Origin of the sequence: Paracraurococcus lichenis (assembly GCF_030657435.1) — a bacterium.
GTDB lineage: Bacteria > Pseudomonadota > Alphaproteobacteria > Acetobacterales > Acetobacteraceae > Paracraurococcus > Paracraurococcus lichenis.
In genome coordinates, this window is the sequence record NZ_JAUTWS010000012.1 from 52,144 (window position 1) to 72,215 (window position 20,072).

General features: G+C 71.6%; 23 protein-coding genes and 1 tRNA gene. 10 read left to right on the forward strand and 14 right to left on the reverse strand.

What is annotated here, in order from left to right; genetic code table 11:
* Positions 1 to 77: 77 nt before the first annotated feature.
* From Q7A36_RS14240 to Q7A36_RS14265, 6 genes are all read right to left on the reverse strand, one after another.
* A complete protein-coding gene (locus Q7A36_RS14240) occupies positions 78 to 977 on the reverse strand; it encodes a lipid A biosynthesis lauroyl acyltransferase (protein WP_305104377.1) in 900 nt (299 codons plus the stop codon).
* Positions 978 to 979: 2 nt separating this feature from the next.
* Complete coding sequence (locus Q7A36_RS14245; RefSeq protein WP_305104378.1) at positions 980 to 2,002, reverse strand: zinc-binding dehydrogenase; 1,023 nt, start codon at positions 2,000 to 2,002, stop codon at positions 980 to 982.
* 69 nt (positions 2,003 to 2,071) lie between these two features.
* On the reverse strand, positions 2,072 to 3,337 hold the full coding sequence (locus Q7A36_RS14250; protein WP_305104379.1) for a beta-ketoacyl-ACP synthase: 1,266 nt from the start codon (positions 3,335 to 3,337) through the stop codon (positions 2,072 to 2,074).
* 1 nt (position 3,338) lies between these two features.
* On the reverse strand, positions 3,339 to 4,490 hold the full coding sequence (locus Q7A36_RS14255; RefSeq protein ID WP_305104380.1) for a beta-ketoacyl-ACP synthase: 1,152 nt from the start codon (positions 4,488 to 4,490) through the stop codon (positions 3,339 to 3,341).
* Positions 4,487 to 4,951 carry a 3-hydroxyacyl-ACP dehydratase FabZ family protein gene (locus Q7A36_RS14260; RefSeq protein ID WP_305104381.1) on the reverse strand — a complete coding sequence of 155 codons (465 nt, stop codon included), beginning with the start codon at positions 4,949 to 4,951 and terminating at the stop codon, positions 4,487 to 4,489. Before Q7A36_RS14260 ends, Q7A36_RS14255 begins: the two co-directional genes overlap by 4 nt.
* Positions 4,952 to 4,960: 9 nt before the next feature.
* Positions 4,961 to 5,260, reverse strand: a complete 300-nt coding sequence (locus tag Q7A36_RS14265) for an acyl carrier protein (RefSeq protein ID WP_305104382.1) — start codon at positions 5,258 to 5,260, stop codon at positions 4,961 to 4,963.
* Between the two features lie 377 nt (positions 5,261 to 5,637).
* On the opposite strand from Q7A36_RS14265, the gene Q7A36_RS14270 reads away from it, so the two are divergent.
* Positions 5,638 to 5,949: a hypothetical protein gene (locus Q7A36_RS14270; RefSeq protein WP_305104383.1), complete on the forward strand. Its 312-nt coding sequence runs from the start codon at positions 5,638 to 5,640 to the stop codon at positions 5,947 to 5,949.
* Between the two features lie 529 nt (positions 5,950 to 6,478).
* On the opposite strand, the gene Q7A36_RS14275 is transcribed toward Q7A36_RS14270, so the two are convergent.
* The 4 genes from Q7A36_RS14275 to Q7A36_RS14290 form a co-directional block, all read right to left on the reverse strand.
* Positions 6,479 to 7,531 (reverse strand): acyltransferase family protein, encoded by a 1,053-nt coding sequence (locus Q7A36_RS14275; protein ID WP_305104384.1) that lies wholly within the window; start codon positions 7,529 to 7,531, stop codon positions 6,479 to 6,481.
* Positions 7,532 to 7,755: 224 nt separating this feature from the next.
* Positions 7,756 to 8,961: an acyltransferase family protein gene (locus Q7A36_RS14280; protein WP_305104385.1), complete on the reverse strand. Its 1,206-nt coding sequence runs from the start codon at positions 8,959 to 8,961 to the stop codon at positions 7,756 to 7,758.
* Between the two features lie 357 nt (positions 8,962 to 9,318).
* A tRNA-Leu gene (locus Q7A36_RS14285) sits at positions 9,319 to 9,404 on the reverse strand.
* 47 nt (positions 9,405 to 9,451) lie between these two features.
* Positions 9,452 to 9,853: a cupin domain-containing protein gene (locus Q7A36_RS14290; RefSeq protein ID WP_305104386.1), complete on the reverse strand. Its 402-nt coding sequence runs from the start codon at positions 9,851 to 9,853 to the stop codon at positions 9,452 to 9,454.
* A gap of 108 nt (positions 9,854 to 9,961) precedes the next feature.
* Here Q7A36_RS14290 and Q7A36_RS14295 point away from each other — a divergent pair, with 108 nt between their 5' ends.
* Genes Q7A36_RS14295 through Q7A36_RS14305 form a run of 3 tightly spaced genes read left to right on the forward strand, consistent with a single transcriptional unit; the run spans position 9,962 to position 12,354 of the window.
* Positions 9,962 to 10,189 (forward strand): hypothetical protein, encoded by a 228-nt coding sequence (locus tag Q7A36_RS14295; protein ID WP_305104387.1) that lies wholly within the window; start codon positions 9,962 to 9,964, stop codon positions 10,187 to 10,189.
* A gap of 57 nt (positions 10,190 to 10,246) precedes the next feature.
* Positions 10,247 to 11,011, forward strand: coding sequence for a trehalose-phosphatase (gene otsB, locus Q7A36_RS14300; RefSeq protein WP_305104388.1), 765 nt, complete (start codon positions 10,247 to 10,249; stop codon positions 11,009 to 11,011).
* Positions 11,008 to 12,354, forward strand: a complete 1,347-nt coding sequence (locus tag Q7A36_RS14305; protein WP_305104389.1) for an alpha,alpha-trehalose-phosphate synthase (UDP-forming) — start codon at positions 11,008 to 11,010, stop codon at positions 12,352 to 12,354. Before otsB ends, Q7A36_RS14305 begins: the two co-directional genes overlap by 4 nt.
* Before the next feature lie 141 nt (positions 12,355 to 12,495).
* Here Q7A36_RS14305 and Q7A36_RS14310 read toward each other — a convergent pair whose 3' ends face one another.
* Positions 12,496 to 13,167, reverse strand: coding sequence for a glutathione S-transferase family protein (locus Q7A36_RS14310; protein WP_305104390.1), 672 nt, complete (start codon positions 13,165 to 13,167; stop codon positions 12,496 to 12,498).
* Between the two features lie 470 nt (positions 13,168 to 13,637).
* On the opposite strand from Q7A36_RS14310, the gene Q7A36_RS14315 reads away from it, so the two are divergent.
* Together Q7A36_RS14315 and Q7A36_RS14320 are read left to right on the forward strand one after the other, a co-directional pair.
* Positions 13,638 to 14,627, forward strand: coding sequence for a helix-turn-helix domain-containing protein (locus tag Q7A36_RS14315; protein ID WP_305104391.1), 990 nt, complete (start codon positions 13,638 to 13,640; stop codon positions 14,625 to 14,627).
* A 47-nt stretch (positions 14,628 to 14,674) separates the two neighbouring features.
* Positions 14,675 to 15,100, forward strand: a complete 426-nt coding sequence (locus Q7A36_RS14320) for a hypothetical protein (RefSeq protein WP_305104392.1) — start codon at positions 14,675 to 14,677, stop codon at positions 15,098 to 15,100.
* A gap of 138 nt (positions 15,101 to 15,238) precedes the next feature.
* Here the strand turns inward: Q7A36_RS14320 and Q7A36_RS14325 are convergent, their stop codons facing one another.
* Both Q7A36_RS14325 and Q7A36_RS14330 read right to left on the reverse strand, forming a co-directional pair.
* Entirely contained in the window at positions 15,239 to 15,871 is a 633-nt protein-coding gene (locus tag Q7A36_RS14325; RefSeq protein ID WP_305104393.1) for a glutathione S-transferase family protein, read from the reverse strand.
* Between the two features lie 40 nt (positions 15,872 to 15,911).
* Positions 15,912 to 16,538 carry a glutathione S-transferase family protein gene (locus Q7A36_RS14330; RefSeq protein ID WP_305104394.1) on the reverse strand — a complete coding sequence of 209 codons (627 nt, stop codon included), beginning with the start codon at positions 16,536 to 16,538 and terminating at the stop codon, positions 15,912 to 15,914.
* Between the two features lie 111 nt (positions 16,539 to 16,649).
* On the opposite strand from Q7A36_RS14330, the gene Q7A36_RS14335 reads away from it, so the two are divergent.
* The 3 genes from Q7A36_RS14335 to Q7A36_RS14345 all read left to right on the forward strand — a co-directional run bounded on the left by Q7A36_RS14335 (position 16,650) and on the right by Q7A36_RS14345 (position 18,246).
* A complete protein-coding gene (locus Q7A36_RS14335) occupies positions 16,650 to 17,117 on the forward strand; it encodes a disulfide bond formation protein B (RefSeq protein ID WP_305104395.1) in 468 nt (155 codons plus the stop codon).
* Positions 17,114 to 17,668 carry a demethoxyubiquinone hydroxylase family protein gene (locus tag Q7A36_RS14340; protein WP_305104396.1) on the forward strand — a complete coding sequence of 185 codons (555 nt, stop codon included), beginning with the start codon at positions 17,114 to 17,116 and terminating at the stop codon, positions 17,666 to 17,668. The genes Q7A36_RS14335 and Q7A36_RS14340 overlap by 4 nt, the downstream gene beginning before the upstream one ends.
* Positions 17,669 to 17,778: 110 nt before the next feature.
* Complete coding sequence (locus Q7A36_RS14345) at positions 17,779 to 18,246, forward strand: YybH family protein (protein ID WP_305104397.1); 468 nt, start codon at positions 17,779 to 17,781, stop codon at positions 18,244 to 18,246.
* Between the two features lie 102 nt (positions 18,247 to 18,348).
* On the opposite strand, the gene Q7A36_RS14350 is transcribed toward Q7A36_RS14345, so the two are convergent.
* Positions 18,349 to 18,801: a septal ring lytic transglycosylase RlpA family protein gene (locus tag Q7A36_RS14350; protein WP_305104398.1), complete on the reverse strand. Its 453-nt coding sequence runs from the start codon at positions 18,799 to 18,801 to the stop codon at positions 18,349 to 18,351.
* A gap of 182 nt (positions 18,802 to 18,983) precedes the next feature.
* Here Q7A36_RS14350 and Q7A36_RS14355 point away from each other — a divergent pair, with 182 nt between their 5' ends.
* Positions 18,984 to 19,973 (forward strand): RluA family pseudouridine synthase, encoded by a 990-nt coding sequence (locus Q7A36_RS14355; protein WP_305104399.1) that lies wholly within the window; start codon positions 18,984 to 18,986, stop codon positions 19,971 to 19,973.
* The last annotated feature ends 99 nt before the right edge of the window (positions 19,974 to 20,072 follow it).

Genomic DNA, 20,072 nt, shown 5'->3' on the forward strand with positions numbered 1-20,072 from the left:
TCCCACCCGATGAAGGGGGCTTTGCCCCCTCCATGCCTCCCCCACCAAGGGTCAAGCGACCCCTGGACCGGCCTGAGTCAACGCCACCTGCGATGCATCCACAACCACTGGCCGGGATGTTCGCGGATCCAGCCTTCGACGATGCGGTTCATCAACGCAGTGGCAGCTTCCACGTCCACCCGGCCCTTCGCGTCGCGCGGCAGGTCGACCGCCTCCGTGAGGTCCAGGCGGAAGCCGCCATCGGCCTCGCGGATCGCGCGGGCGCCGTGCACAGGGCAATCGAAGCGGCGCGCCAGATGCGCGACCAGGTGATTGGAATAGGCGGGGCGGCCGAGGAAGGGCACGAGCGGGCCGCGGCCGAAGCGCTGGTCGATCAGCATGCCGACATGCAGGCCCTGGTCCAACGCCTCCATCATGCGCAGCGGCGCCTCGATCCCCGCCGGGATCAGCCGGCCCATGCTGCCGCTGCGCAGTGCCATGATGTCGCGCGCGACATGCGGGTTGTTCGGGGTGCGGTAGATCACCGCCGAGGCCAGCCCGTGCTTCTTCGCCGCGATCGCCGGCAGCTCCCAATTCGCCAGGTGCGCGGCGAAGAGCAGCGCGGGCCGGCCGTCGTCGCGCAGCGCGAGGAAGCGCTCCACCACCTCCCGCGCGATGCGGATGCGGCCCTGCCGCGGCGAATCCGGGTCGAAGTCCCAGAGCGCGTCGAGATGCGGATACTCCGCCGCGGTACGTCCCAGATTGTCCCAGGCCTCGCGCGCGATGCGTGCATGCTCGGCTGGCGGGAGATCCGGGAAGGCGTGCCGGATATTGTCCAGCGCGATGCGGTGCGGCTTCAGCAGCGGGCCGAAGGTCCGCGCTACCCGGGCGCCCAGCGCCGCGGCGCGGTCGGGCCCGAGCAGCCGCACCAGCGCAAAGAGCCCGCGCACCAGGGCCGCGACGGCCCGGTCCGCCGTCCGTCGCAGCCAAGCCCGCATCGCTACAGGGTGACGAGGATCTTGCCGAAGACCCGCCGGCTCTCCAGCCGCTCCAGCGCCCCGGCGAATTCCTCGAGCGGCGCGACGGTGTCGATCACCGGCGTCAGGCCGCCGGCCATCTTGGCGAGGCCGTCGGCGATGTTGCGCATGGACGCGCCGAAACTCCCGAAGATCCTGAGCTGGCGCTGGAAGATCATCATCAGGTTGGTCTCGGCCGAGACGCCGCTGGTCGAGCCGCAGGTGACGAGCCGCCCGCCCATCCGCAGCGAGAGCAGGCTGCCGGCCCAGGTCGCGGCGCCGACGTGCTCGAACACCACGTCCACGCCGCGCTTCTTCGTCACGCGGCGGGCCACGCTCTCGAAGCGATCGGTCGTGTAGTTCACCACATGGTCGGCACCGAGTGCGCGCGCCCGCTCGCATTTCTCGTCCGAGCCGGCGGTGGCGATGACGGTGCAGCCGAGCGCCTTGGCCATCTTCACCGCGACCGTGCCGATGCCCGAGCCCGCGGCCTGGACCAGGATGGTCTCGCCCGGCTCCAGCCGCGCATTGTCGAACAGCATGTGCTCGACCGTGCTGAAGGTGATGGCGGCGCAGGCCGCGTCGGTGACGGAGACGCCGTCAGGCACCGGCACCAGCAGCCTTGCGTCCTGGTTGACCAGTTCCTGCGCGAAGCCGTCGACATGGAAGCCCTTCACCCCGGCGACGTTCTCGCAGAGGTTGTCGCGCCCCTCGCGGCAGGCGCGGCACTGCCCGCAGGTCAGCGCGCCATAGGGCACGGCGAGCTGGCCGAGGCGCCAGCCCTCGACGCCCGGGCCGATCGCGGCGACCTCGCCCACCGCTTCGGCGCCGACGGTCAGCGGCATCTGCCGCTTGGCGAAGGCCATGCCGCGCCAGCCCCAGACATCGATGTGGTTCAGCGCGACCGCGCGCATGCGGAGCTGCACCTCGCCCGGCCCGGGCGGCGCCGGCGGCTCCATCTCGACCAGCCGCGTGTCGCGGTCGCCGAAGAGGCGGAGAGCGCGCATGTCAGTGGGCCCCCGGCCAGCGGGCCGATCCGGCGCTCCTTAGCTGCGCCGCAGCGATCATCGGACCGCTCACGGTGCCGCCCCCAGCACCAGGCAGACATTCTGCCCGCCGAAGCCGAAGCTGTTGGACAGCACGCGCGCGACCTTGGCCGCGCGCTTCACGTTCGGCACCACGTCGAGCGGGATGGAAGGGTCCGGCGTCTCGTGGTTGATGGTCGGCGGCAGCACCTGGTCGCGGATGGTCAGCAGGCTGAACACCGCCTCGATCGCGCCCGCGGCTGAGAGCGTGTGGCCGATCATCGACTTGTTGGAGGAGATCGGCGGCGCCGCATCGCCGAAGACGGCGCGCATGCCGAGCGTCTCCATCTTGTCGTTCTCCGGCGTGCCGGTGCCATGCGCATTGACGTAGTCGATCTGCCCGGGCTCGAGCCCGGCATCCTCGATCGCCGCGCGCATGGCGCCGATGATGGCGCCGCCATCGGGGTTGCTGCGGGTGCGGTGGAAGCTGTCGGCGCGCTCGCCGCAGCCGAGCACGAGGCCGAGCACGGTCGCGCCGCGCGCCCGCGCGCCCTCGAGGCTCTCCAGCACCAGCGCCGCGGCGCCCTCGCTCATCACGAAGCCCTCGCGGGTCTTCTCGAAGGGGCGGGAAGCCTTGGTGGGATCCTCGTTGCGGGTGGACAGCGCCGAGAGCAGGGAGAAGCGGATCAGCGCCTCCGGTTGCACGCTGCCCTCGGCGCCGATGCAGAGCGCCGCCGCCGTCTCGCCGCGCTGGATCGCCTCGACGCCGAGCTGGATGGCGGAGGCGCCGGTCGCGCAGGCGGTGGTGAGCGAGATCGGCGCGCCGCGCGTGCCGAAGCGGTCGGCCAGCCTTTCGCCAACGCCGCCGAACAGGCAGCTCTCGAACAGCGCCAGCCGGCCCGTGGCCGCCGCGATCATCGCGGGGTAGGTGACCTCCCCCGCGCAATGCCGCGCGAGGTCGAGCCGGTGCGGCCATTCCACCTCGACCGGCGGCATGCCGAGGAAGAGCGGGCCGGGGAATGCGGCATCGCCGCCGATGCCGGCGCCCGCGATCGCCTCCTCCGCGGCCAGGGCCGCCATGCGCTCCACCCGCTCGGGCGCGGTCCAGGGGCGCTCGGCCTGCTCGCCCGGCAGGTCCACCTGGCCGGCGATGGTCGTGCGGAGATGCTCGGTCGGGAAGCGGGTGATGCGGCGGATGCCGGAGTGGCCGGCGAGCAGCCCCGCCCAGCTCGCCGCCACGCCGAAGCCGAGCGGGGTGACGAGGCCGATGCCGGTGACGGCCACGACATGGCGGCCGAGATGGTCGCGTGTCTGCATGTCAGATGGCCTCCACCAGGGCCAGCGCCTCGCCGCGCCAGGCGCCGAAGCCGGTGACCAGCGCCTGCGGTGCCTCGCCCGCCTGCACCGCGAGCGCGGCGAGCGCCAGGTTCGCGGGGAAGGCGGCCTCGATCGTATAGCCGATCAGGTCGGCGGTCTGCCGCACCGGGCCCTGGGCCGGCCCGCGGTCGCGCAGGCCGGCGAGGAAGGCGTCCTCGGCCGTGGTCGGCACCGCGGCGCCGGTCGCGCCGGAGAGGACGGCATAGCCCGGCCGCAGCGGCAGTCCCTCGGCCAGCGCCGCCGCCGCCCGTGCCGCGCTATCCTCGCCGCGCCGCCGTGCCGCCGTGGTCCGCACCGGGCCAAGCCGCGCGATGCCCGTGGCGCCGCGGACGCGCGCATGGCCCTCAGTCTCCAGCACCAGGAAGGCCGCGGCGGTGCCGGTGACGATTCCGCCGCCGGCCGCCGCGCGCTCGGCCAGCGGCCGCCAGTCGCCGCGCCAGAGCTGGCCGGAGGCGGCATAGAGCAGCAGCATGTCCCAGCGGCCCGCGACATAGGCGCCGCCGACCAGCGCGATCCGGGCGCCGTCGCCGCTGCGCCCGTCCGCGAGGCGCGCCGCGGCGATCCGCACCGCATCCGCCGCCGCGCTCTCCTCCCCCATGAAGGTGCGGGAGGAGCCGGTGACGCCGTGCACGATGGAAATGTTGCCGGCCAGCAGGTTGGAGAGCTGCGCGAGGAACAGCGTCGGCCTGAGGCCGGAGGCCAGTCGCTCGTTCAGCAGCTTCGCGCCCTCCTCGGCCGGCAGGCGGGCGATCTCGGCGCAGACCGCCTCGTCGAGCCGCGTGTCGCGCTCGCCGCCGCCGGCGGCGACCACGAGGTGCATGTCGGCGACAAGGCCGCGCGCCCCGGCATGGTCGATGGCAAGGCCGGCCGCATAGGTGCCGAGGCGCTGCCAGGGCTCCATCTGCCGCTGGTCGCCCTTCTTCGGGATCTGCCGGTCGAGGTCGAGCGCCGGCATCGGATGCACCGGATAGGGCGCGAAGCCCGTGGCATCCACCACGGGCCGGCCGCCGGCGAGCGCGGCGCGGTGCACCTCCGGCCCCTCGCCGAGCGAGGAGACGAGGCCGATGCCGGTGATCCAGATGCTCTCGGTCATGGGGGTGGTCCGGGCAGGCCGATCTGCGCCGCCCGGGCGCGCATCGCGGCCTCGAGCTCGGGCGCGGGGAAGGGCAGGGTGCGGAAGGTCAGCTCCGCGTCGCAGATGCGCTTGCCGGCGGCGGATATGGCGGCCCGGGTCACCGCGAAGCCGGAGCCGTCATGCTCGAGGCTCGCCGAGACCTCAAGGCGCGTTTCCGGCGTGACGAAGCTGCGGAATTTCGCCTCCTTCACGCCGGAGAGGAAGGGCATGCGGCCGAAGTCGAAGCGGTGCAGCAGCAGGTAGCCGGAGGCCTGCGCCATGGTCTCCACCAATAGTACGCCGGGGACCAGGGGATGGCCGGGGAAATGGCCTTCGAAGACCGGGCTCTCCGCGGCGCCGGGCACAACGGCCTCGGCGGCGATGGCCTCGGGACCGACCGAGACGACCCGGTCGATCATCTGGAAGTATTCGAGCCGCACGGCCCGGGATCAGCCGCCGGCGGCCCCGGGGGAGGCTTTCGCCGCGACCAGTTCCTCGATCCGCAGGGCCAGGTTCTTCATGACGAAATACTGCTCGGCCGGCGCCTTGCCCTCGTTCACTTCCTGCGTCCAGGCCTCGACCGGCACCTTGATGCCGAAGGCCTTGTCGATGGCGAAGACGATGTCGAGGAAGTCGAGGCTGTCGATGCCCAGGTCGTTGATCACATGGCTGTCCGGCGTGATCGTCTCGCGGGGGACGTCGGACGTCTCCGCGATGATGTCGGCGATGCGGTCGAACGCCGAGGCCATGGCGACTCTCCGGAAGACGGCTGAGGGAGGGGGTCTTTGGCGTGATCCGGGGCGATTGTCCAGCACCGGCGCTCCCGCTTCCTCCCGGCTCCGCCCGCCTGCGGCGGCATGGGCGAGTCTCCCCGGCCGTGGCCCCTGCACCGCCGGTGCGAAGGCCACCCGCCGCGGGTTCGGGGCGTGCGGTGGGTGACCGGCGCTGCGGTTCGCCGCGACGCGGCGGCGCCGGACCGGGCGCGGCGGCCGAGGGCGAGGGAGGTCAGGCCGGGCCATCCACGGCATCGACGGGGCGTCGCAGGCTCCAGGCATTTTCCCGGCGCGGGGCCCGGGAGGATCGCTTAGGCTGGCCGCAATTCCACCCGCTGCCGGAGCCGCCCGCCATGGCCCTGCCCCCCTTGCCGAAGGCCGTCGCCTTCCTGATGCGGCACGCTGCCATCGGTTTCGGCCTCGCCACGCTGCTGATGCTGGCACTATTCCGGGCCAATCCGGGCGGCGTCGCGGATGTCCTCCGCCATGCCCCCGGGCATCCCTGGCCAGCGCTGCTGCTGTGGTTCTTCTGCGGCCTCACCCTCGGTGCCGTGCAGATCGCGGTCGCCGTCATGCTGCAGGACCGGCCGCCGGACGACGACGACCATGGCGGTGGGCCACGGGAACTCCTGCCGGCGCCGGTGGTGATGGGGCGCGGCGGCTAAGGAAAATTCTCTGGGTTTTCGCCGTAACAAAACCCTGAGCAGCCTTTCGCTTCGGGGAGTTGGGCCGAACGAAGCGTGGCCCAACCCGCGACAGTCTGCTTGGAGCCGACAGAACCGCCAACCTGCGGGAAGCAGTCGACCGGTATGCCGGAATTCTGGCCCGCGGGAAGTTCATGGTCCGGATTGGGCGAGGCGAGCGCGAGAGGGGCCGCCGGGCTGGGCGTGACGCGGACTGACCGCGCCCGGAACGGGGGATGCCGGGCTTCGCGTCTCAAGAGGACGCGCGGGCTGGCCGAGGCCGGCTGGCCAAGTGGGTGCGGCTCGCGCCATCGCAAGGGAGCCAGGCGCCGATCAGGCGGGCCTGCGGGCTGTCAACCCGGTCTATACGGGAGACGGGCCGACCTCGGCAGTTGCGCTTAGGTAATTTGAGTCAATATGGACCTGACTGTGCGTCTGGGTCGGGGCCAAGGCCCGCCAGTCAGGGGGAGGTTGGTTGCGACCGCCAGGGCATCGTGCGGCGCTTTGCAGGTCAGACCGCCGGGGCGCGCTCGCGGACGATCGCCGGTATGCGCAGCACCCAGCGCCGCGCCGGCCGCTCGATCCAGTGGTACGAGGCCCAGCTCAGCAGGAGCACGGCGGCGAAGAGCGCCCCGTACCAGATCGGTCCCCTGGCCTCCGCTTCGGGCAGGCGTTGCGCGATCTGCAGCACCAGCCAGTGCCAGAGGTAGATGGAGTAAGAAATCTCGCCGAGCCACACCGCGGGCCGGGCCCCGCAGATCTGCGCAATGGGCCCCTCCTCGCGGGCGGCCATCAGGACGAAGGCGGGGAAGCCCAATGCCCCGACCGCACCGAGGCCCGGCACATGCGCGATGCCGAGCAAGAGCAGGGCAGCAATCGTGGCGGGCATGACAGGTAGGCGCGCGCCGGCCAGCCAGGCACGATGCGTCAGGCAACCCGTCACAGCGCCGAAGACCATGCGGCCCATGCCGGGAAGACCGGTCGCACCCGGCGACGCACCTTTCGCGAGCAACAAGATCTCAAGCGCCGCCATGCCGGCGAACGCCATAACAAGCGGCCACTTGACCCGCGCGGCCAGGAACAGGAATGCGGGAAAAAGCAGGTATCCCGCCCATTCGGCACTGAGCGACCATGCTGGAGCATTCCAGCACCCGGGCAGGAAGTACCACCAATTCTGGATGAGCAGAAGGCAGGCGAGGAAAGCTTCGGTGCCAAACCGTGCGTCCGCGCGCGGATAGGACTCTGCAAAACCGGGAAGAAGGGCAACAACGACGCCGGTCGCCAGAAGCGTGGCGAGATGAAGGGGGTAGATCCGGGCCAGGCGGGCCAGCAGGAAGCGACCGTAATCCCCAGCATTTTCGAGCCTGCCGGAATATACGTGCGAGAGCACAAAACCAGATAGAATGAAAAACAGATCAACCCCAAGATAACCCGGCGTCCAATCGTCGGAGCCGTTATGTATCACATGGAAGACAAAGACCCACATCGCCGCCAAGCCACGCAATCCGTCCAGAGCGGGCAAATACTGTGGGCGCCTCGACGACCCATGTCCGATGCCGGTCATGCTGCTCCACTCAGAAAATTCCGCGATGCTGAAGATTAGCTCAATGCTGGAATATTTGGTAGAGATTTCCTACTTAAAATTCAGACTTCTGCTAATGCGCTCGGTTGCGGGGGCATGGCCGGTGCTGCATGGAGGCCGCGCACGGCCCCGAGGCGGGCGCGGCACGAGGGCGCGGTTCGCGCCGGCGAAAGCCTGGCTGGACCACCCGGGCGTGCTCCTGGACGTCACGCCGGTGCGGACGGTAGGCGCGCGGAGCCTTCGGCACTTGCGTCGAGCCCGCCTGGGCGGCTCCGCACCAGGACCGGGCCGATGGCCTCCGGCGATGCATCGGACGTCGTCGCGGCCGCGACCGGCGTGGCGGGGCCGGTTGCGTCGCGCGGCCGCAGCGACAAGGGCCATTCGACTGTCAGGAACAACGCAACCGAGCCTCCGACGGTCACCGCGAAGGCCGGTGGCAGCAGCACCCAAAGTGCTGCATTGCCCAGGTGCTGCGCGACCGGCAGATGGCTGAGGGCGAAGAACATCGCCTTCAGCATCAGACCGTGCAGCAGGTAATATGAATAGCTCATGTTCCCGAGCCACCGGAGAGGTCGCATTGACAAGCTGCGCGCGACCGGCCCTCGGCCTGCGAGCGCTGCGGCGCAAAGCAGGAAGCAGGTGAGGAACAGGGCCTCGAAGGCGCCGGCACTCCTGTAGAGCAGAGCAGTGGCGCAGAGCGGCACGGCGACGATCGCCGCGGCATCCAGCCGCGTGCGCAGCGCGGCGACCGCGCAGAGGGCCGGCATGGCTTCCACCAGCAGCATGCCGCAGACGAACATGCCGATGCGCGGATGCGGCAGGTGCATGACTTGCGCCAGGACGACCGCGGCGAGGAACACAGCGACTCTCACCGGTGCCGGCCATGCGCGGAGACGCAACCCGCCAACCAGCGCCGGCAGCGTGACATAGAAGGCCATTTCGTAGCTGAGCGACCAGGCGACGGTAATGATCGGCTGGATCGGGAAGATGCCCGGCATGAGCAGGAGGTTGGCCAGGATGTAGGCGGCCGCCTCCCGGCCGCCCGACGGCAACTTGCTCTCGGCGGGGAGGATGTGCGACAGCACCAGATAGGCTGCCATCACCACCGCAAAGGCCGGATAAAGACGCCGCACGCGTCGCGCCATGAAATCGGCAAACGGCTGCGGCCGACGCATCAGGGCGCCGTAGATCAAGTATCCACTGAGTACGAAAAATAAGTCAACACCGACATTGCCCAGCAGATGTATTCCATCGGCCAGCATGAGCGCTTTGCCGGACAGATAGACCTGCACTCCGCTGCAATAGTGCACAAGGAACACCAGCAGGACAGCAACGCCCCGCAATCCTTCCATCGGCAACGAGCGGGCAGCGGGGGACGGCGCGTATTCGAACCGCTTGCCGGCATCAACCACAACCTGCTCCTTGAACCGGCTAGGGGGTTTGGAAATCTTGGGTTGATGATTGTCGCGTAAGAGCACGAATCAGGCGTGCCCACCAGAGGATTCGTCGGCACGCGAGATACAAGAGGCGGTTCATGCGCCGCGACGGCCACCCTCGATCGGTTGCACGCAGGGTTGCCCCTGGCTGCTTCCGACCGTGAGACGCCGCCGAAGCGCCCGCTTCAGAACCGATCCGCATAGAGAACTAAACTCGGGAAGCCGGACCCCCCCTACCGCCGCATACGGGCGTCAGCGGCGTCCGGAACTCTGTCGCCGGCGCCGGAAGCCCGAGCGGTCAACCCCGGGATCCAGGGCATTGCCGCGCCAGCATGGTGCCCCCGGGGAGATTCGAACTCCCACACCCTCTCGGGCGAGCGATTTTGAGTCGCCTGCGTCTACCGTTCCGCCACAGGGGCCAGGACCGCAGGTCTAGCCTGCACTGCCGGTGCGGTCCAGCGCGCGGCTATTCGCCCGCATGGGTCTCGAACTCGGCCGGCGCGGTGATCTCGACCAGTTCGAGGTCGTCCGAATGCGCGATCTCCCGGTGCCGCACCCTTGGTGCCTGGTAGACGCAGTCGCCGGGCCGCAGCAGCACCTCGCCGACATCCTCGTATTCGAAGCGCACCCAGCCCTTCAGCACGAGAACCATCTGGAAGGTCACCTCATGCCAGTGCCAATGCGGCTGGGCATGCGTGCCGGGGACGGGGCGGATGACATTGGCGCCGAAAGCGCCGCCCGAGGCCCCGGCGATGCCGAGGTCGCGATAGGCGAAGAAGGCCCGCAGGCCGGCATCGAACGTCGCCCCCTCGGCATGGCGCACGGTGGTGCGCGCGCCGGGGCGGGGCAGCGGGGCATCGTCGGGCATAGAGATCCTCCCTTTTTCGTGTGCAAACTTCACGAAGCTGTGTATTGTGTGCCGCAGGCCGCCCTCGGGCGGCGCCCTCAACGCCGATACTCTGAAGGGAAGCCGCGCATGCGGGAAGCCTCCCGCCAGCAGGCGCGCGCCGAGCAGCGCGCCCTGGCCATCGCCGTCGCCTGGATGCTGCTGGTGCAGCTTGCCTGCGTTGCCCTCTGGGATTCCGGCTTCCTCGGTCGCCAGGCCGCGCTGGTGCACTGGCTGATCGTCGGCGTGCTGCCGCCGGCCTTCGCCCTCTGGGGCATGCGGCACGAGGATGCGGCGGGCCTCCGCCGGCCACAGTAGCGCGCATCGCGCGCTCGCGACGCAACGGAGGCGATTTCGCGGACTTGTCCAACCCGCATGCCCGGAACCTTCCTCCTGCCGCCGCCCCCAGGCGTGCCCGGTGCGGGCCCCCTCGGGGGGGCGGCGCTCCTGCTCGACTTCGACGGCACGCTGGTGGAGATCGCCCCCACCCCGGATGCCGTCCGTGTCCCGCCGCACCTGCCCGGCCTGTTGCGCCGACTGGCCGATGAGCTCTCCGGCGCGCTGGCCGTGGTCAGCGGCCGGCCGCTGCGCGATCTCGACCATTTCCTGCCGGTGCCGATCGCCAAGGCGGGCGACCACGGCGCCTCGCTCCGCCCCGACCCCGCCGCGCCGGCGCTCCGCCCCGACCTGCCGGCGCCGCCCGCGGGCTGGCGCGCCCGCGCCGCCGCGCTGGTCGCGCGCCATCCCGGCGCACTGATCGAGGACAAGGAGCACGGTTTCGTCATCCATTACCGCCAGGCGCCCGAGCTTGGGCCGGAGGCGGAGGCGCTGCTCGCCGCCTGCGTCGCCGAGGACCCCGCGGCCTTCGCCCTGCTCGAGGCCCGCATGGCCTGGGAGGTGAAGCCGCGCGGCGCCTCCAAGGGCACGGCGGTGAACGCCCTGATGGCCCGCCCGCCCTTCGCCGGCCGCGTCCCGGTCTTCATCGGCGACGACGTGACCGACGAGGAGGGGATGGCGGTCGCCCGCCGCTTCGGCGGCCATGGCTGGCGGCTGCAGGACGCCTTCGGCACCCCGGCCGCCCTGCGTGACTGGCTGGCCGCCGCCGTCGCCCCGCCCGGGCCGGGCACCACCACGCCGTGAACCGCCTGGTGGTCGTCGCCAACCGCGTCCCGAACCCCCGGGAGCGCGGCGCCACGGCGGGCGGCCTGGCCGTGGCGCTCAAGGACGCGCTGTCGCGGCGGGAGGTGATGTGGTTCGGTTGGTCCGGGCAGGTCGGCGAAGCGACCTCGGCCGAGGTGGCGGAGGTGACGGTCGGCCGCATCACCTATGCGACGCTCGACCTGGGGCGGGAGGACTACCGGCATTTCTATACCGGCTTCTCCAATGCCTGCCTCTGGCCGACGCTGCACTACCGGCTCGGCCTCGCCGTCTTCTCGCGCGAGGACCATGCCGGCTACCGCCGGGTGAACCAGGCCTTCGCCGCGGCGCTGGCGCCGATGCTGCGGCCGGACGACACGGTCTGGGTGCACGACTTCCACCTCTTCCCCATGGGGGCGGCGCTGCGGGCGCAGGGCTGCCGGCAGCGCCTGGGCTTCTTCCTGCACGTGCCCTTCCCGCCGCATGCGGTCTTCTGCGGCCTGCCGCGGGCGGAGGAATTGCTGGTGGACCTCGCCGCCTATGACGTGATCGGGGTGCAGACGGAGGACGATGCCGCCAATCTGCGCGCCGCCCTCGCCGCGGCGGGGGAGGCGGATGCGGCAGCCCGCGTCGCCGCCTTCCCGATCGGCATCGAGGCGGAGTCCTTCACCCAGCTTGCCGAGAAGGCGATGGTCAAGCGCGAGACGGAGCGCTTCCGCCAGAGCCTGGTCGACCGCGCGCTGATCATCGGCGTCGACCGCCTCGACTACACCAAGGGCCTGCCGCAGCGCTTCTGCGGCTACGGCCAGTTGCTGGCGCGCTTCAAGGCGCACCGCTCCAAGGTGACCTACCTGCAGGTCGCGCCGGTCTCGCGCGGCGACGTGGCGCAGTACCGGGCGCTGCGGCGCGAACTCGACGAATGGGTGGGCCGCATCAACGGCCAGCATGCCGAGCCGGACTGGGCGCCGCTGCGCTACATGACGCGGGCGGTGGCGCGGCCGGTGCTGGCCGGCTTCATGCGTATGGCGCGCGTGGGCCTCGTCACGCCGCTCCGCGACGGCATGAACCTGGTAGCGAAGGAATACGTCGCGGCGCAGGACCCGGAGGATCCGGGCGTCCTGGTGCTGTCGCGCTTCGCCGGCGCGGTGGCGCAGCTTCCGGGCGCGCTGCTGGTGAACCCGCTCGACCCCGACGAGATCGCCGAGGCGCTGGACCAGGCGCTGACCATGCGGCCGGCCGAGCGCAAGGCGCGCTGGGAGGACTGCGCGGTCAGCGTGTTCCGCGACGGCGCGCGCGCCTGGTGCCGCGCCTTCCTCAGCCGGCTGGAGGGGGCGAACGACGCCTGAAGCGGCCCGCCCGGCAGGAGGCGGATCGATCGCCGCGGCGCCACCGGGCGCTGAGGCCGTCCAAGGCAGTGCCTTGGCCCGGCCCGCCCGGCATCCAGGGCTCGCCCGGGGCCGCAGCGCGGGGCGCCTCCTGCCGATGGCTCAGGCCCCCGGCCGTCCCTCGAACTCGGTGTCCTTCTTCGGGATCAGGTCATAGGGCAGGGCGAAGCCCGGCAGCGCCGCGAGGCGCCGCGCCCAGCGGTGCAGATGCGGCCAGCGGCCGATATCGAGGCCGCCCTCGGCCATGAAGACCATGCGCCCCCAGCAGCCGATATCGGCGATCGAGGGGACCTCGCCGCCGACCAGCCAGTCCCGCCCATCCGAGAGCGTCCCGTCGACGAAGCCCAGCGCCGCCTCGGCCAGCGGCCGGAAGTAGTCCATGACCGCCGGGTCCACCGCACGGAAGCGGCTGTAGTGCCGGACCTTGGCGACGTTGGTGATCGCATCCGCCTCCCAGGAGAGCCATTCGCGGGCCTGCCAGCGCGCCTGCTCGGTCGTGCCCTCGAACCGGCCGGTCGTGCGGGCGAGGTAGTCGAGGATGACATTGGATTGCAGGATGGTCAGACCGCGATGCCGCAGCGCCGGCACCTGGCCGTAGCGATTCACCGCCAGCCACGCCGGCGAGCGCTGCGCGCCGGTCTTCAGGTTCACCGTGCGGAAGCCGAAGGGCAGGCCGGCGAGGGCGAGGAAGAGCATCGGCTTGTAGCTCGAACTGCTGGTGAAGCTGCCGAAGAGGACCAGCCGCTCGGGATCCTCCGCCGCCGTATTGACCATGGTTGTTCCCCCCGCGGCGGGTGCCGCGGGGGATGCTGGGTGGCGGCGCGGCGGGGCGTCAAGGCAGGCGGCTTCGCGCCACCCGCGGCCGCCGGCCTTTGCCGAAGGGGCGACCGGCGCCCCGGACCGACACGGGCCTCGGTGCCCGAGACCAGCCTGCACGCAGCGACAAGCGGCGACGGTCAAGGCGTCGGACGGGAACGGCATCCGAAGTGCCTGTGGCCGTTTCTCCCACCCGGAGGGTGAAACGGGATAATATCAGGATCGCCAGGGTTACCGAATATTGCCTTGTCGTCTTGATGGATAGGAAAGGCGCAGCGATATTCCTGCTTCGACAAGCGGAAGCGTACATCGGGTGAGCTTATTTTCATCCTGCGGATTGCGGCGGATCAAATCGCCTATGCGATATATCTGCTTAGGTGCCATCCAAGCCGGCCGACCACATGGCCGCCTGGAGGGAAGGACGCAGGATGCAGCGTGCAGGCGCCGAGTTTCACAGGTTCACCGAGCCCGGCGACGCCTTGCGCGCCATGCCGGGCATGTCCCTGAGCGTCGTCCCCGTGGGGACCACGTCCTACGAGGCGTCGCTGGCGACCATCCGCCTCGGGGATGCCGCGCTCAACCTCTGCCACAGCTCCCCCTTCATGGCCTTCGCCACGACCGATGCCGATGCGGTGACGCTGCAATTTCCCGTCGAGGCCGCCGGCAGCCTCGTCCTGAACGGGGTGACCTGTCGCCCCGGGACCATCGGCGTCTGCGGCGAAGGCGCCGAGCTCCTGCTGGCGAGCCGGGGCGCCGGTACCCATGCGGCCATCGTCCTGCCCTCCCGGCTGGCCGAGACGCTCCTCGGGCCCCGGGCAGGGGCGATGCTCTGGCAACCCGGCAGGCTTGCGCTGCTGCAGGCGGCGCCGGAGGCCTGGGAGCGGGCCAGGCAGGTGGTCGGTGCCGCGGGCAAGACCGTCGCCTCGGTCCCGCAGGTCTTCGGGACCGAGCAACCCCGCCAGGCCCTGCGGGAGGCGCTACTGCAGGCGACGCGCGATCTGGTCTCGGGCGAGGGCGAGCAGGAGGTCCGCGCGCCCCGCAGCACGAAGGCGCGCCGGCGCATCGTCATGGCGGCCGACGCCTATCTGCGGGAGAACAAGGATCGCCCGATCTACACGGAAGACCTGTGCGACGCGCTCGCGGTATCCGCCTCCAGCCTCGCCGATGCGTTCCGCGCCATGTTCGACATCAGCCCGCACCGCTTCCTCAAGCTGCGGCGCCTCAGCATGATCCGCGCCGCCCTGCTCTCGCATGCGGATGCGGTGCCCCTGGTGAAGTCCGTCGCGCTGTCGCACGGCTTCTGGCACCTCGGCCAGTTCGCCGCGGACTACCGGGCGACCTTCGGCGAATCCCCGTCCGAGACGCTCGCGCGGGCGGGGCGACGCGTGGTGCCGGACGACGCGGACGCGGCTGCGTGACGCCTGCGGTGCCCGGCCGCGGGCCGGGCGGGAGAGGGGACCATGCCATGCGAATGTCGACACTCTGGGCGCCCGTCCTGCTGGCCGCGATGACCGGCGCCGCGCTGGGCCAGGCACCGGCCTTCTACCCCGCCAGGGGGCAGTCGCCGCAGCAGCAGGGCCAGGACCTCGCGGCCTGCCGGAGCTGGGCCGCGCAGCAGACGGGCACCACGCCGGGCGCGCCCGCCAGCCAACCGCCGGCGCGCGTGGGCGGCCGGGCGCGCGGGGCCGCGGCCGGGGCGACTGCGGCCGCGATCACCGGCAACGATGCCGGGAAGGGCGCCGCCGCCGGGGCGGTCGGCGGCGCCGCGGCCCAGCGAGGAGCGCGCCGGCAGGATCGCAGGCAGGCGGCCGCGCAGCAGCAACAGGCCGGTGCGGCCTTCGACCGGGCAATGGCTGCCTGCATGCAGGGGCGGGGCTATACCGGCCAGTGATGCCGGCGGAGCGGCAGTAGGACCGGCGGAAGGCTCCACGATCCGCCACGCCCCGGCGTCCGGCCGGGCACCGGCCGCGCTGCCGACATCCCGCATGATGCGCGGCGCAGCGGGCGCCGCCGCCCGGGGCGGCGCGCCTCAGCTCAGCGGCACCGCCACATGCTTGGCATAGGCCGGCCGCGCCTGCAGCCGCGCGTACCAGGCCTCCAGCCGCGGCATCGGCGGCCGCTCGACCGGCAGGGCGAACCAGCGGTGCAGGAAGCCGCCCATCGCCATGTCGGCGATGCTGAAGCCGCCCGCGACATGCTCGCGCCCCTCGAGCTGCGCATCCACGATGCGCCAGAGCCGCTCCGCCGCCTCGTGCGCCCGGGCGCAGGCGGCCATGTCGCGCTCGGCCTCCGGCGTGCGGACCAGCGTCCAGAAGATCACCCGCATCGGCTCGTTCAGCGAGGCGAGGGTCCAGTCCATCCAGCGCTCCACATCGGCGCGGGCCTCCGGCGCCTCCGGGTAGAACTGGTTGCCGCCCGGCTGGGTGCGGCAGAGGTAGCGGAGGATCGCGTGGCTTTCCCACAGCGTATAGCCGTGCGGCATGACCAGCGTCGGCACCGTCGCGTTCGGATTCATCGCGGCGTAGTCGGCATCGCGCGTGCGGCCGAAGGCGCCGCCGGCATCGATGCGGTCGAAGGGCAGGGCCAGCTCGTCCAGCAGCCACAGCACCTTCATGACATTGACGGAGTTGGCGCGACCCCAGACGGTCAGCAGCTTCGGCACGCGTGCATCCTCTCGGTCCTACGGGCGGGGCGATGGTCCGTCACACTAGCGGCACGGCGACATGCGCGGTGAAGCCGGGGTGATGGTCCTTCAGCCGCTCGTACCACGCCTCCAGATTCGCCAGCGGCGCGCGCTCGATCGGCATGGCGAACCAGCGGTGCAGATAGGGGCCGAGCACGATATCGGCCAGCGAGAAGCCGCCCGCGACGTAGTCCCGCCCGGCAAGCTGCCGGTCGACGATGGTCCAGAGCGCCTCCGCCTCGTCCCGCGCCTTCGCGGTCGCCGCCATGTCGCGCTTGTCCGGCGGCGTGCGGACATGGGCGAAGAAGACCGCCGTCATCGGCCCGCTGAGCGAGGCGAGCTGCCAGTCCATCCAACGCTCGACATCGGCGCGCGCCTTGGGCGCGGCCGGATGGATGGGGTCCCCCGGTGTCCGCGTCGCCACGAGGTAGCGGAGGATCGAGTTGCTCTCCCAGAGGGAGTAGCCGTCCGGCTCCTCGATCACCGGCACCCGGCCATTGGGGTTCATCGCGACGTAGAAGGGCTCGGAGGTCCTGCCGAACTCGCCGCCGGCATCGATCCGCTCATAGGGGATCGACAGCTCCTCGCAGAGCCAGAGGACCTTCATGACATTGCTCGAGCTGGTGCGGCCCCAAACCTTCAGCATGGCCCATCCCCTCTTGTTTGGAAGGCAGGCTAGCACCGGGAGCGGCAAGGGCCCAACCCGGGCGGGTTGCGTGCGCGGGGCGGGCGGGAGAGAAGCCAGGGGATGATACCGATGCTGCTGCTCGCGGCGCTCGCCGCCCTCGCGCCGATCTTCGCCCGCGCTTCGGAGGACCTCTTCGGCCTTGCCCCCTGCGAGCTCTGCCTGTGGCAGCGCTGGCCCTACTGGGCGGCAGCGGCGCTCGCCCTGGCCGCGGCGGCCTGGCCGCGCGGGCGGCGGGTGCTGGGGATGCTCGCCATCCTCGCCGTGCTCGCCTCCGGCGCCGTCGCGGCCTTTCATGTCGGGGTGGAGCAGGGCTGGTGGCCCTCGCCGCTCGCCGGCTGCCAGGCGCCGCGCGCGGCGCCGGGCGGCAGCGTCGAGGACATGCTGCGCGCCATGTCGACCCGTCCCTCCAAGCCCTGCGACGCGCCGGCCTATCTGATCGAGGGCCTGCCGGTCTCCATGGCGGCGATGAACCTTCTCTACGCGCTTGGCCTTTCGGCGCTCGGCCTCATCTTGCTCCGCAAAGGAGCGAAAGCATGACCCGCATGACCGGAGAGGGCCGCCTGTCCGGCGATCCCACCCCCCGCCAGATCGTCGAGCGCGTGATCCGCGTGGACCATGCCGGCGAATACGGTGCCAAGCGCATCTACCAGGGCCAGCTCGCGGTCCTGCGCGGCACGAAGTGGGAGGGGCTGATCCGCCACATGCAGGCGCAGGAGCAGGTGCATCTCGACACCTTCTCCCGGCTGATCCCCAAGCGCCGCGTGCGGCCGACGGCGCTGCTGCCGCTCTGGCACGTCGCGGGCTTCGCGCTCGGCGCGGCGACGGCGCTGCTCGGCCACCGCGCCGCCATGGCCTGCACGGTGGCGGTGGAGGAGGCGATCGACGAGCACTACCAGGCGCAGGAGGCGGCGCTCGGCGAGGACGAGGCGGAGCTGAAGGGGCACATCCAGCGCTTCCGGGCGGAGGAGCTGGAACACCGCGACATCGGCCTCGAGCACGAGGCCGAGCAGGCGCCGGCCTACCGGGCGCTGAGCGCAGCGATCAAGGCGGGCTGCAAGGTGGCGATCGCGGTGAGCGAGCGGGTGTAGCGGGCCGCCGCGCACCGCGCGGCACCAGGGCAGGGGAGCGCCCGCGGCCGGGCCTTGACCCGCACGCGAAGCTGCGCCGGCATGGCGCGGACCACCAGGGACCGCGCGCCATGACCAATCTCCCCCTACCCGAGGCCGATGCCGCCACGACCGCCGCCATCAAGGCCTGGCTGGCCGACTTCTCGGCGAAGGTGCGCGAGGTCGACTATGCCGGCGCCTATCCCTTCTGGCACGACGACATCGTCATCTTCGGCACCTACCAGGAGCTGGTCCGCAGCCGGCAGCGCTGGACCGACACGCAGTGGGACAATGTCTGGCCGCGCACCGCCGATTTCGCCTTTGACCTCGACAACACGCTGGTCCTGGCCTCGCCCGACGGCGCCATGGCGGTGGCGGTGACGCCCTGGACCAGCACCGGCTTCCACCCGGACGGCACGCCCTTTCCGCGGCCGGGCCGGGCCACCATCGTGCTGGCGCGGCAGCCGGACGGGCGCTGGGTCGGCGTGCACAGCCACATGTCGCTCGGCAAGGGTGTCCCGCAGGACAGCCACGGCACGCGGCCGGTCAAGGCCCGCTGAACCCGGGCCGGGGTCCGGGGGGGGGGGCGCTCGACCCCCCGGTGGGGGTTGAACGCCGAAGGCGTTCAACGGGCAGAGCCCCTGCAAGCCTCGCAGCGGGTTCTACCGCGTCGCCACCCGCTCGTCCGTCTCCGGCACCCGGATCGGCTCTACCACCACCGGCGCCGTGCCATCCTTCTTCATGTCGAGCTGGTTCGCCGTCTTCGGGCTGACATCGATCACCCGCCCGCCGACATAGGGGCCGCGATCCTCGACCTTCACTTCGGCCGTCTTGCCGTTCTCCAGATTCGTCACCTTGGCGGTCGTGCCCAGCGGCAGCGTCTTGTGCGCCGCGTTCTCGCCGTTCGGGTTGAAGCGGGCGCCGTTCGCCATGCGCTTGCCGTAGAATTCGCGGCCGTAATAGCTTGCCTTGCCGCGCTGCGGCCGTACGTTCTGCGCCTGGCGCTGCTGCTGCGCCGTGTGCCCGCGCTCGGCCGCTGCGGCCTGGTTCGGGGTCAGGTCCGGACCGCCGAGCCCGAGGACCAGAAGGGCCGCTCCCGCGGCCAGCCTTGCCATTTTCGTCATGGCCCGCCGTGACGCTTGACGGCGCCGATGGTTCCTGGTCCGGCGCCCGCCGCGCACGGCCTCGTGACCACCGGCGCCCTGCCGACCGCCTGCGCCCGGCGCCATGCTGCATGGTCCCGGGCGCGGCCTGCGCAGGTGCCCCGGCCGCGCCGAGGTGGTAAGCCGCACCCACCATGACCATCGCCCACCGCACCGTCGCCCCCGGGGAGGCCGATACCAGGCTCGACCGCTGGTTCCGCCGCCATTACCCCCAACTCGCCCAGGGCGCGCTGCAGAAGATGCTGCGCACCGGCCAGATCCGCGTGGACGGCAAGCGGGCGGAGGCGAATACCCGCCTCGCCGCCGGGCAGGAAGTGCGCATCCCGCCGCTGCCGGAAGGCCCGAAGCCCGAGCCCGGCCGCCGCCCGGTTTCGGAGGAGGATGCCCGCGCGCTGGAGCGCATGGTGATCCACCGGGACGCGAGCGTGCTGGTGCTGGACAAGCCGCATGGCCTGCCGGTGCAGGGCGGCCCCAACATCGCCCGCCACCTCGACGGCATGCTGGACGCCCTGCAATTCGAGGCCGAGGAGCGGCCGCGCCTGGTCCATCGGCTCGACCGCGACACGTCAGGCGTGCTGGTCCTGGCGCGCACGGCGCAGGCGGCCGCCTTCCTCGCCAAGGCCTTCCGCGGGCGGGACGTGGAGAAGACCTACTGGGCGGTCGTCACGCCGCAGCCGCAGATCGCCGAGGGGCGGATCGACCTGCCGCTCGCCAAGCTCGCCGGCGCGCGGGGGGAGCGGGTGGAGGCGGTCGAGGACCCGGAGGCCGGGGCGCGGGCCATCACCGATTTCCGCACCCTGGACGCCGCCAAGCGCCGGGTCGCCTGGCTGGAGCTGAAGCCGCTCACCGGCCGCACCCACCAGCTTCGCGTGCATTGCGCGGAGGGTCTCGGCAGCCCGATCGTCGGTGACGGCAAGTATGGCGGCGCCGCCGCGCATCTGGAGGGGCTGCCCAACCTGCTCCACCTGCATGCCCGGGCCCTGCTGCTGCCGCATCCCGATGGCGGGGTGCTGGAGGCCGCGGCGCCGCTGCCGCCGCATATGCGGGAGACTTTCGCCTATTTCGGCTTCGAGGCGCCGAAGACCCTGAAGCCGCGGCGCCTCGCCACTGCGCCGAAGCGCTGATCCGTCCGGCGCGCGCGTCGACGCGCCCGGAAGCGCCCTGAGCCTTGTCCGGGAGCGCAAGCCTCCCGAGGTTTGCGCTCCGGCGGCAGCCCTGAGGCG

Bases quoted from the DNA above. Each gene is read 5' to 3' on its own strand.
- Q7A36_RS14350 (WP_305104398.1), bottom strand. From the start codon at position 18,801: ATGGCAAGGCTGGCCGCGGGAGCGGCCCTTCTGGTCCTCGGGCTCGGC.
- Q7A36_RS14265 (WP_305104382.1), bottom strand. From the start codon at position 5,260: ATGGCCTCGGCGTTCGACCGCATCGCCGACATCATCGCGGAGACGTCC.
- Q7A36_RS14270 (WP_305104383.1), top strand. From the start codon at position 5,638: ATGGCCCTGCCCCCCTTGCCGAAGGCCGTCGCCTTCCTGATGCGGCAC.
- Q7A36_RS14290 (WP_305104386.1), bottom strand. From the start codon at position 9,853: ATGCCCGACGATGCCCCGCTGCCCCGCCCCGGCGCGCGCACCACCGTG.
- Q7A36_RS14240 (WP_305104377.1), bottom strand. From the start codon at position 977: ATGCGGGCTTGGCTGCGACGGACGGCGGACCGGGCCGTCGCGGCCCTG.
- otsB (WP_305104388.1), top strand. From the start codon at position 10,247: ATGCCCGGAACCTTCCTCCTGCCGCCGCCCCCAGGCGTGCCCGGTGCG.
- Q7A36_RS14295 (WP_305104387.1), top strand. From the start codon at position 9,962: ATGCGGGAAGCCTCCCGCCAGCAGGCGCGCGCCGAGCAGCGCGCCCTG.
- Q7A36_RS14345 (WP_305104397.1), top strand. From the start codon at position 17,779: ATGACCAATCTCCCCCTACCCGAGGCCGATGCCGCCACGACCGCCGCC.
- Q7A36_RS14250 (WP_305104379.1), bottom strand. From the start codon at position 3,337: ATGCAGACACGCGACCATCTCGGCCGCCATGTCGTGGCCGTCACCGGC.
- Q7A36_RS14245 (WP_305104378.1), bottom strand. From the start codon at position 2,002: ATGCGCGCTCTCCGCCTCTTCGGCGACCGCGACACGCGGCTGGTCGAG.
- Q7A36_RS14320 (WP_305104392.1), top strand. From the start codon at position 14,675: ATGCGAATGTCGACACTCTGGGCGCCCGTCCTGCTGGCCGCGATGACC.
- Q7A36_RS14355 (WP_305104399.1), top strand. From the start codon at position 18,984: ATGACCATCGCCCACCGCACCGTCGCCCCCGGGGAGGCCGATACCAGG.
- Q7A36_RS14330 (WP_305104394.1), bottom strand. From the start codon at position 16,538: ATGCTGAAGGTTTGGGGCCGCACCAGCTCGAGCAATGTCATGAAGGTC.
- Q7A36_RS14310 (WP_305104390.1), bottom strand. From the start codon at position 13,167: ATGGTCAATACGGCGGCGGAGGATCCCGAGCGGCTGGTCCTCTTCGGC.
- Q7A36_RS14315 (WP_305104391.1), top strand. From the start codon at position 13,638: ATGCAGCGTGCAGGCGCCGAGTTTCACAGGTTCACCGAGCCCGGCGAC.
- Q7A36_RS14335 (WP_305104395.1), top strand. From the start codon at position 16,650: ATGCTGCTGCTCGCGGCGCTCGCCGCCCTCGCGCCGATCTTCGCCCGC.
- Q7A36_RS14255 (WP_305104380.1), bottom strand. From the start codon at position 4,490: ATGACCGAGAGCATCTGGATCACCGGCATCGGCCTCGTCTCCTCGCTC.
- Q7A36_RS14275 (WP_305104384.1), bottom strand. From the start codon at position 7,531: ATGACCGGCATCGGACATGGGTCGTCGAGGCGCCCACAGTATTTGCCC.
- Q7A36_RS14340 (WP_305104396.1), top strand. From the start codon at position 17,114: ATGACCCGCATGACCGGAGAGGGCCGCCTGTCCGGCGATCCCACCCCC.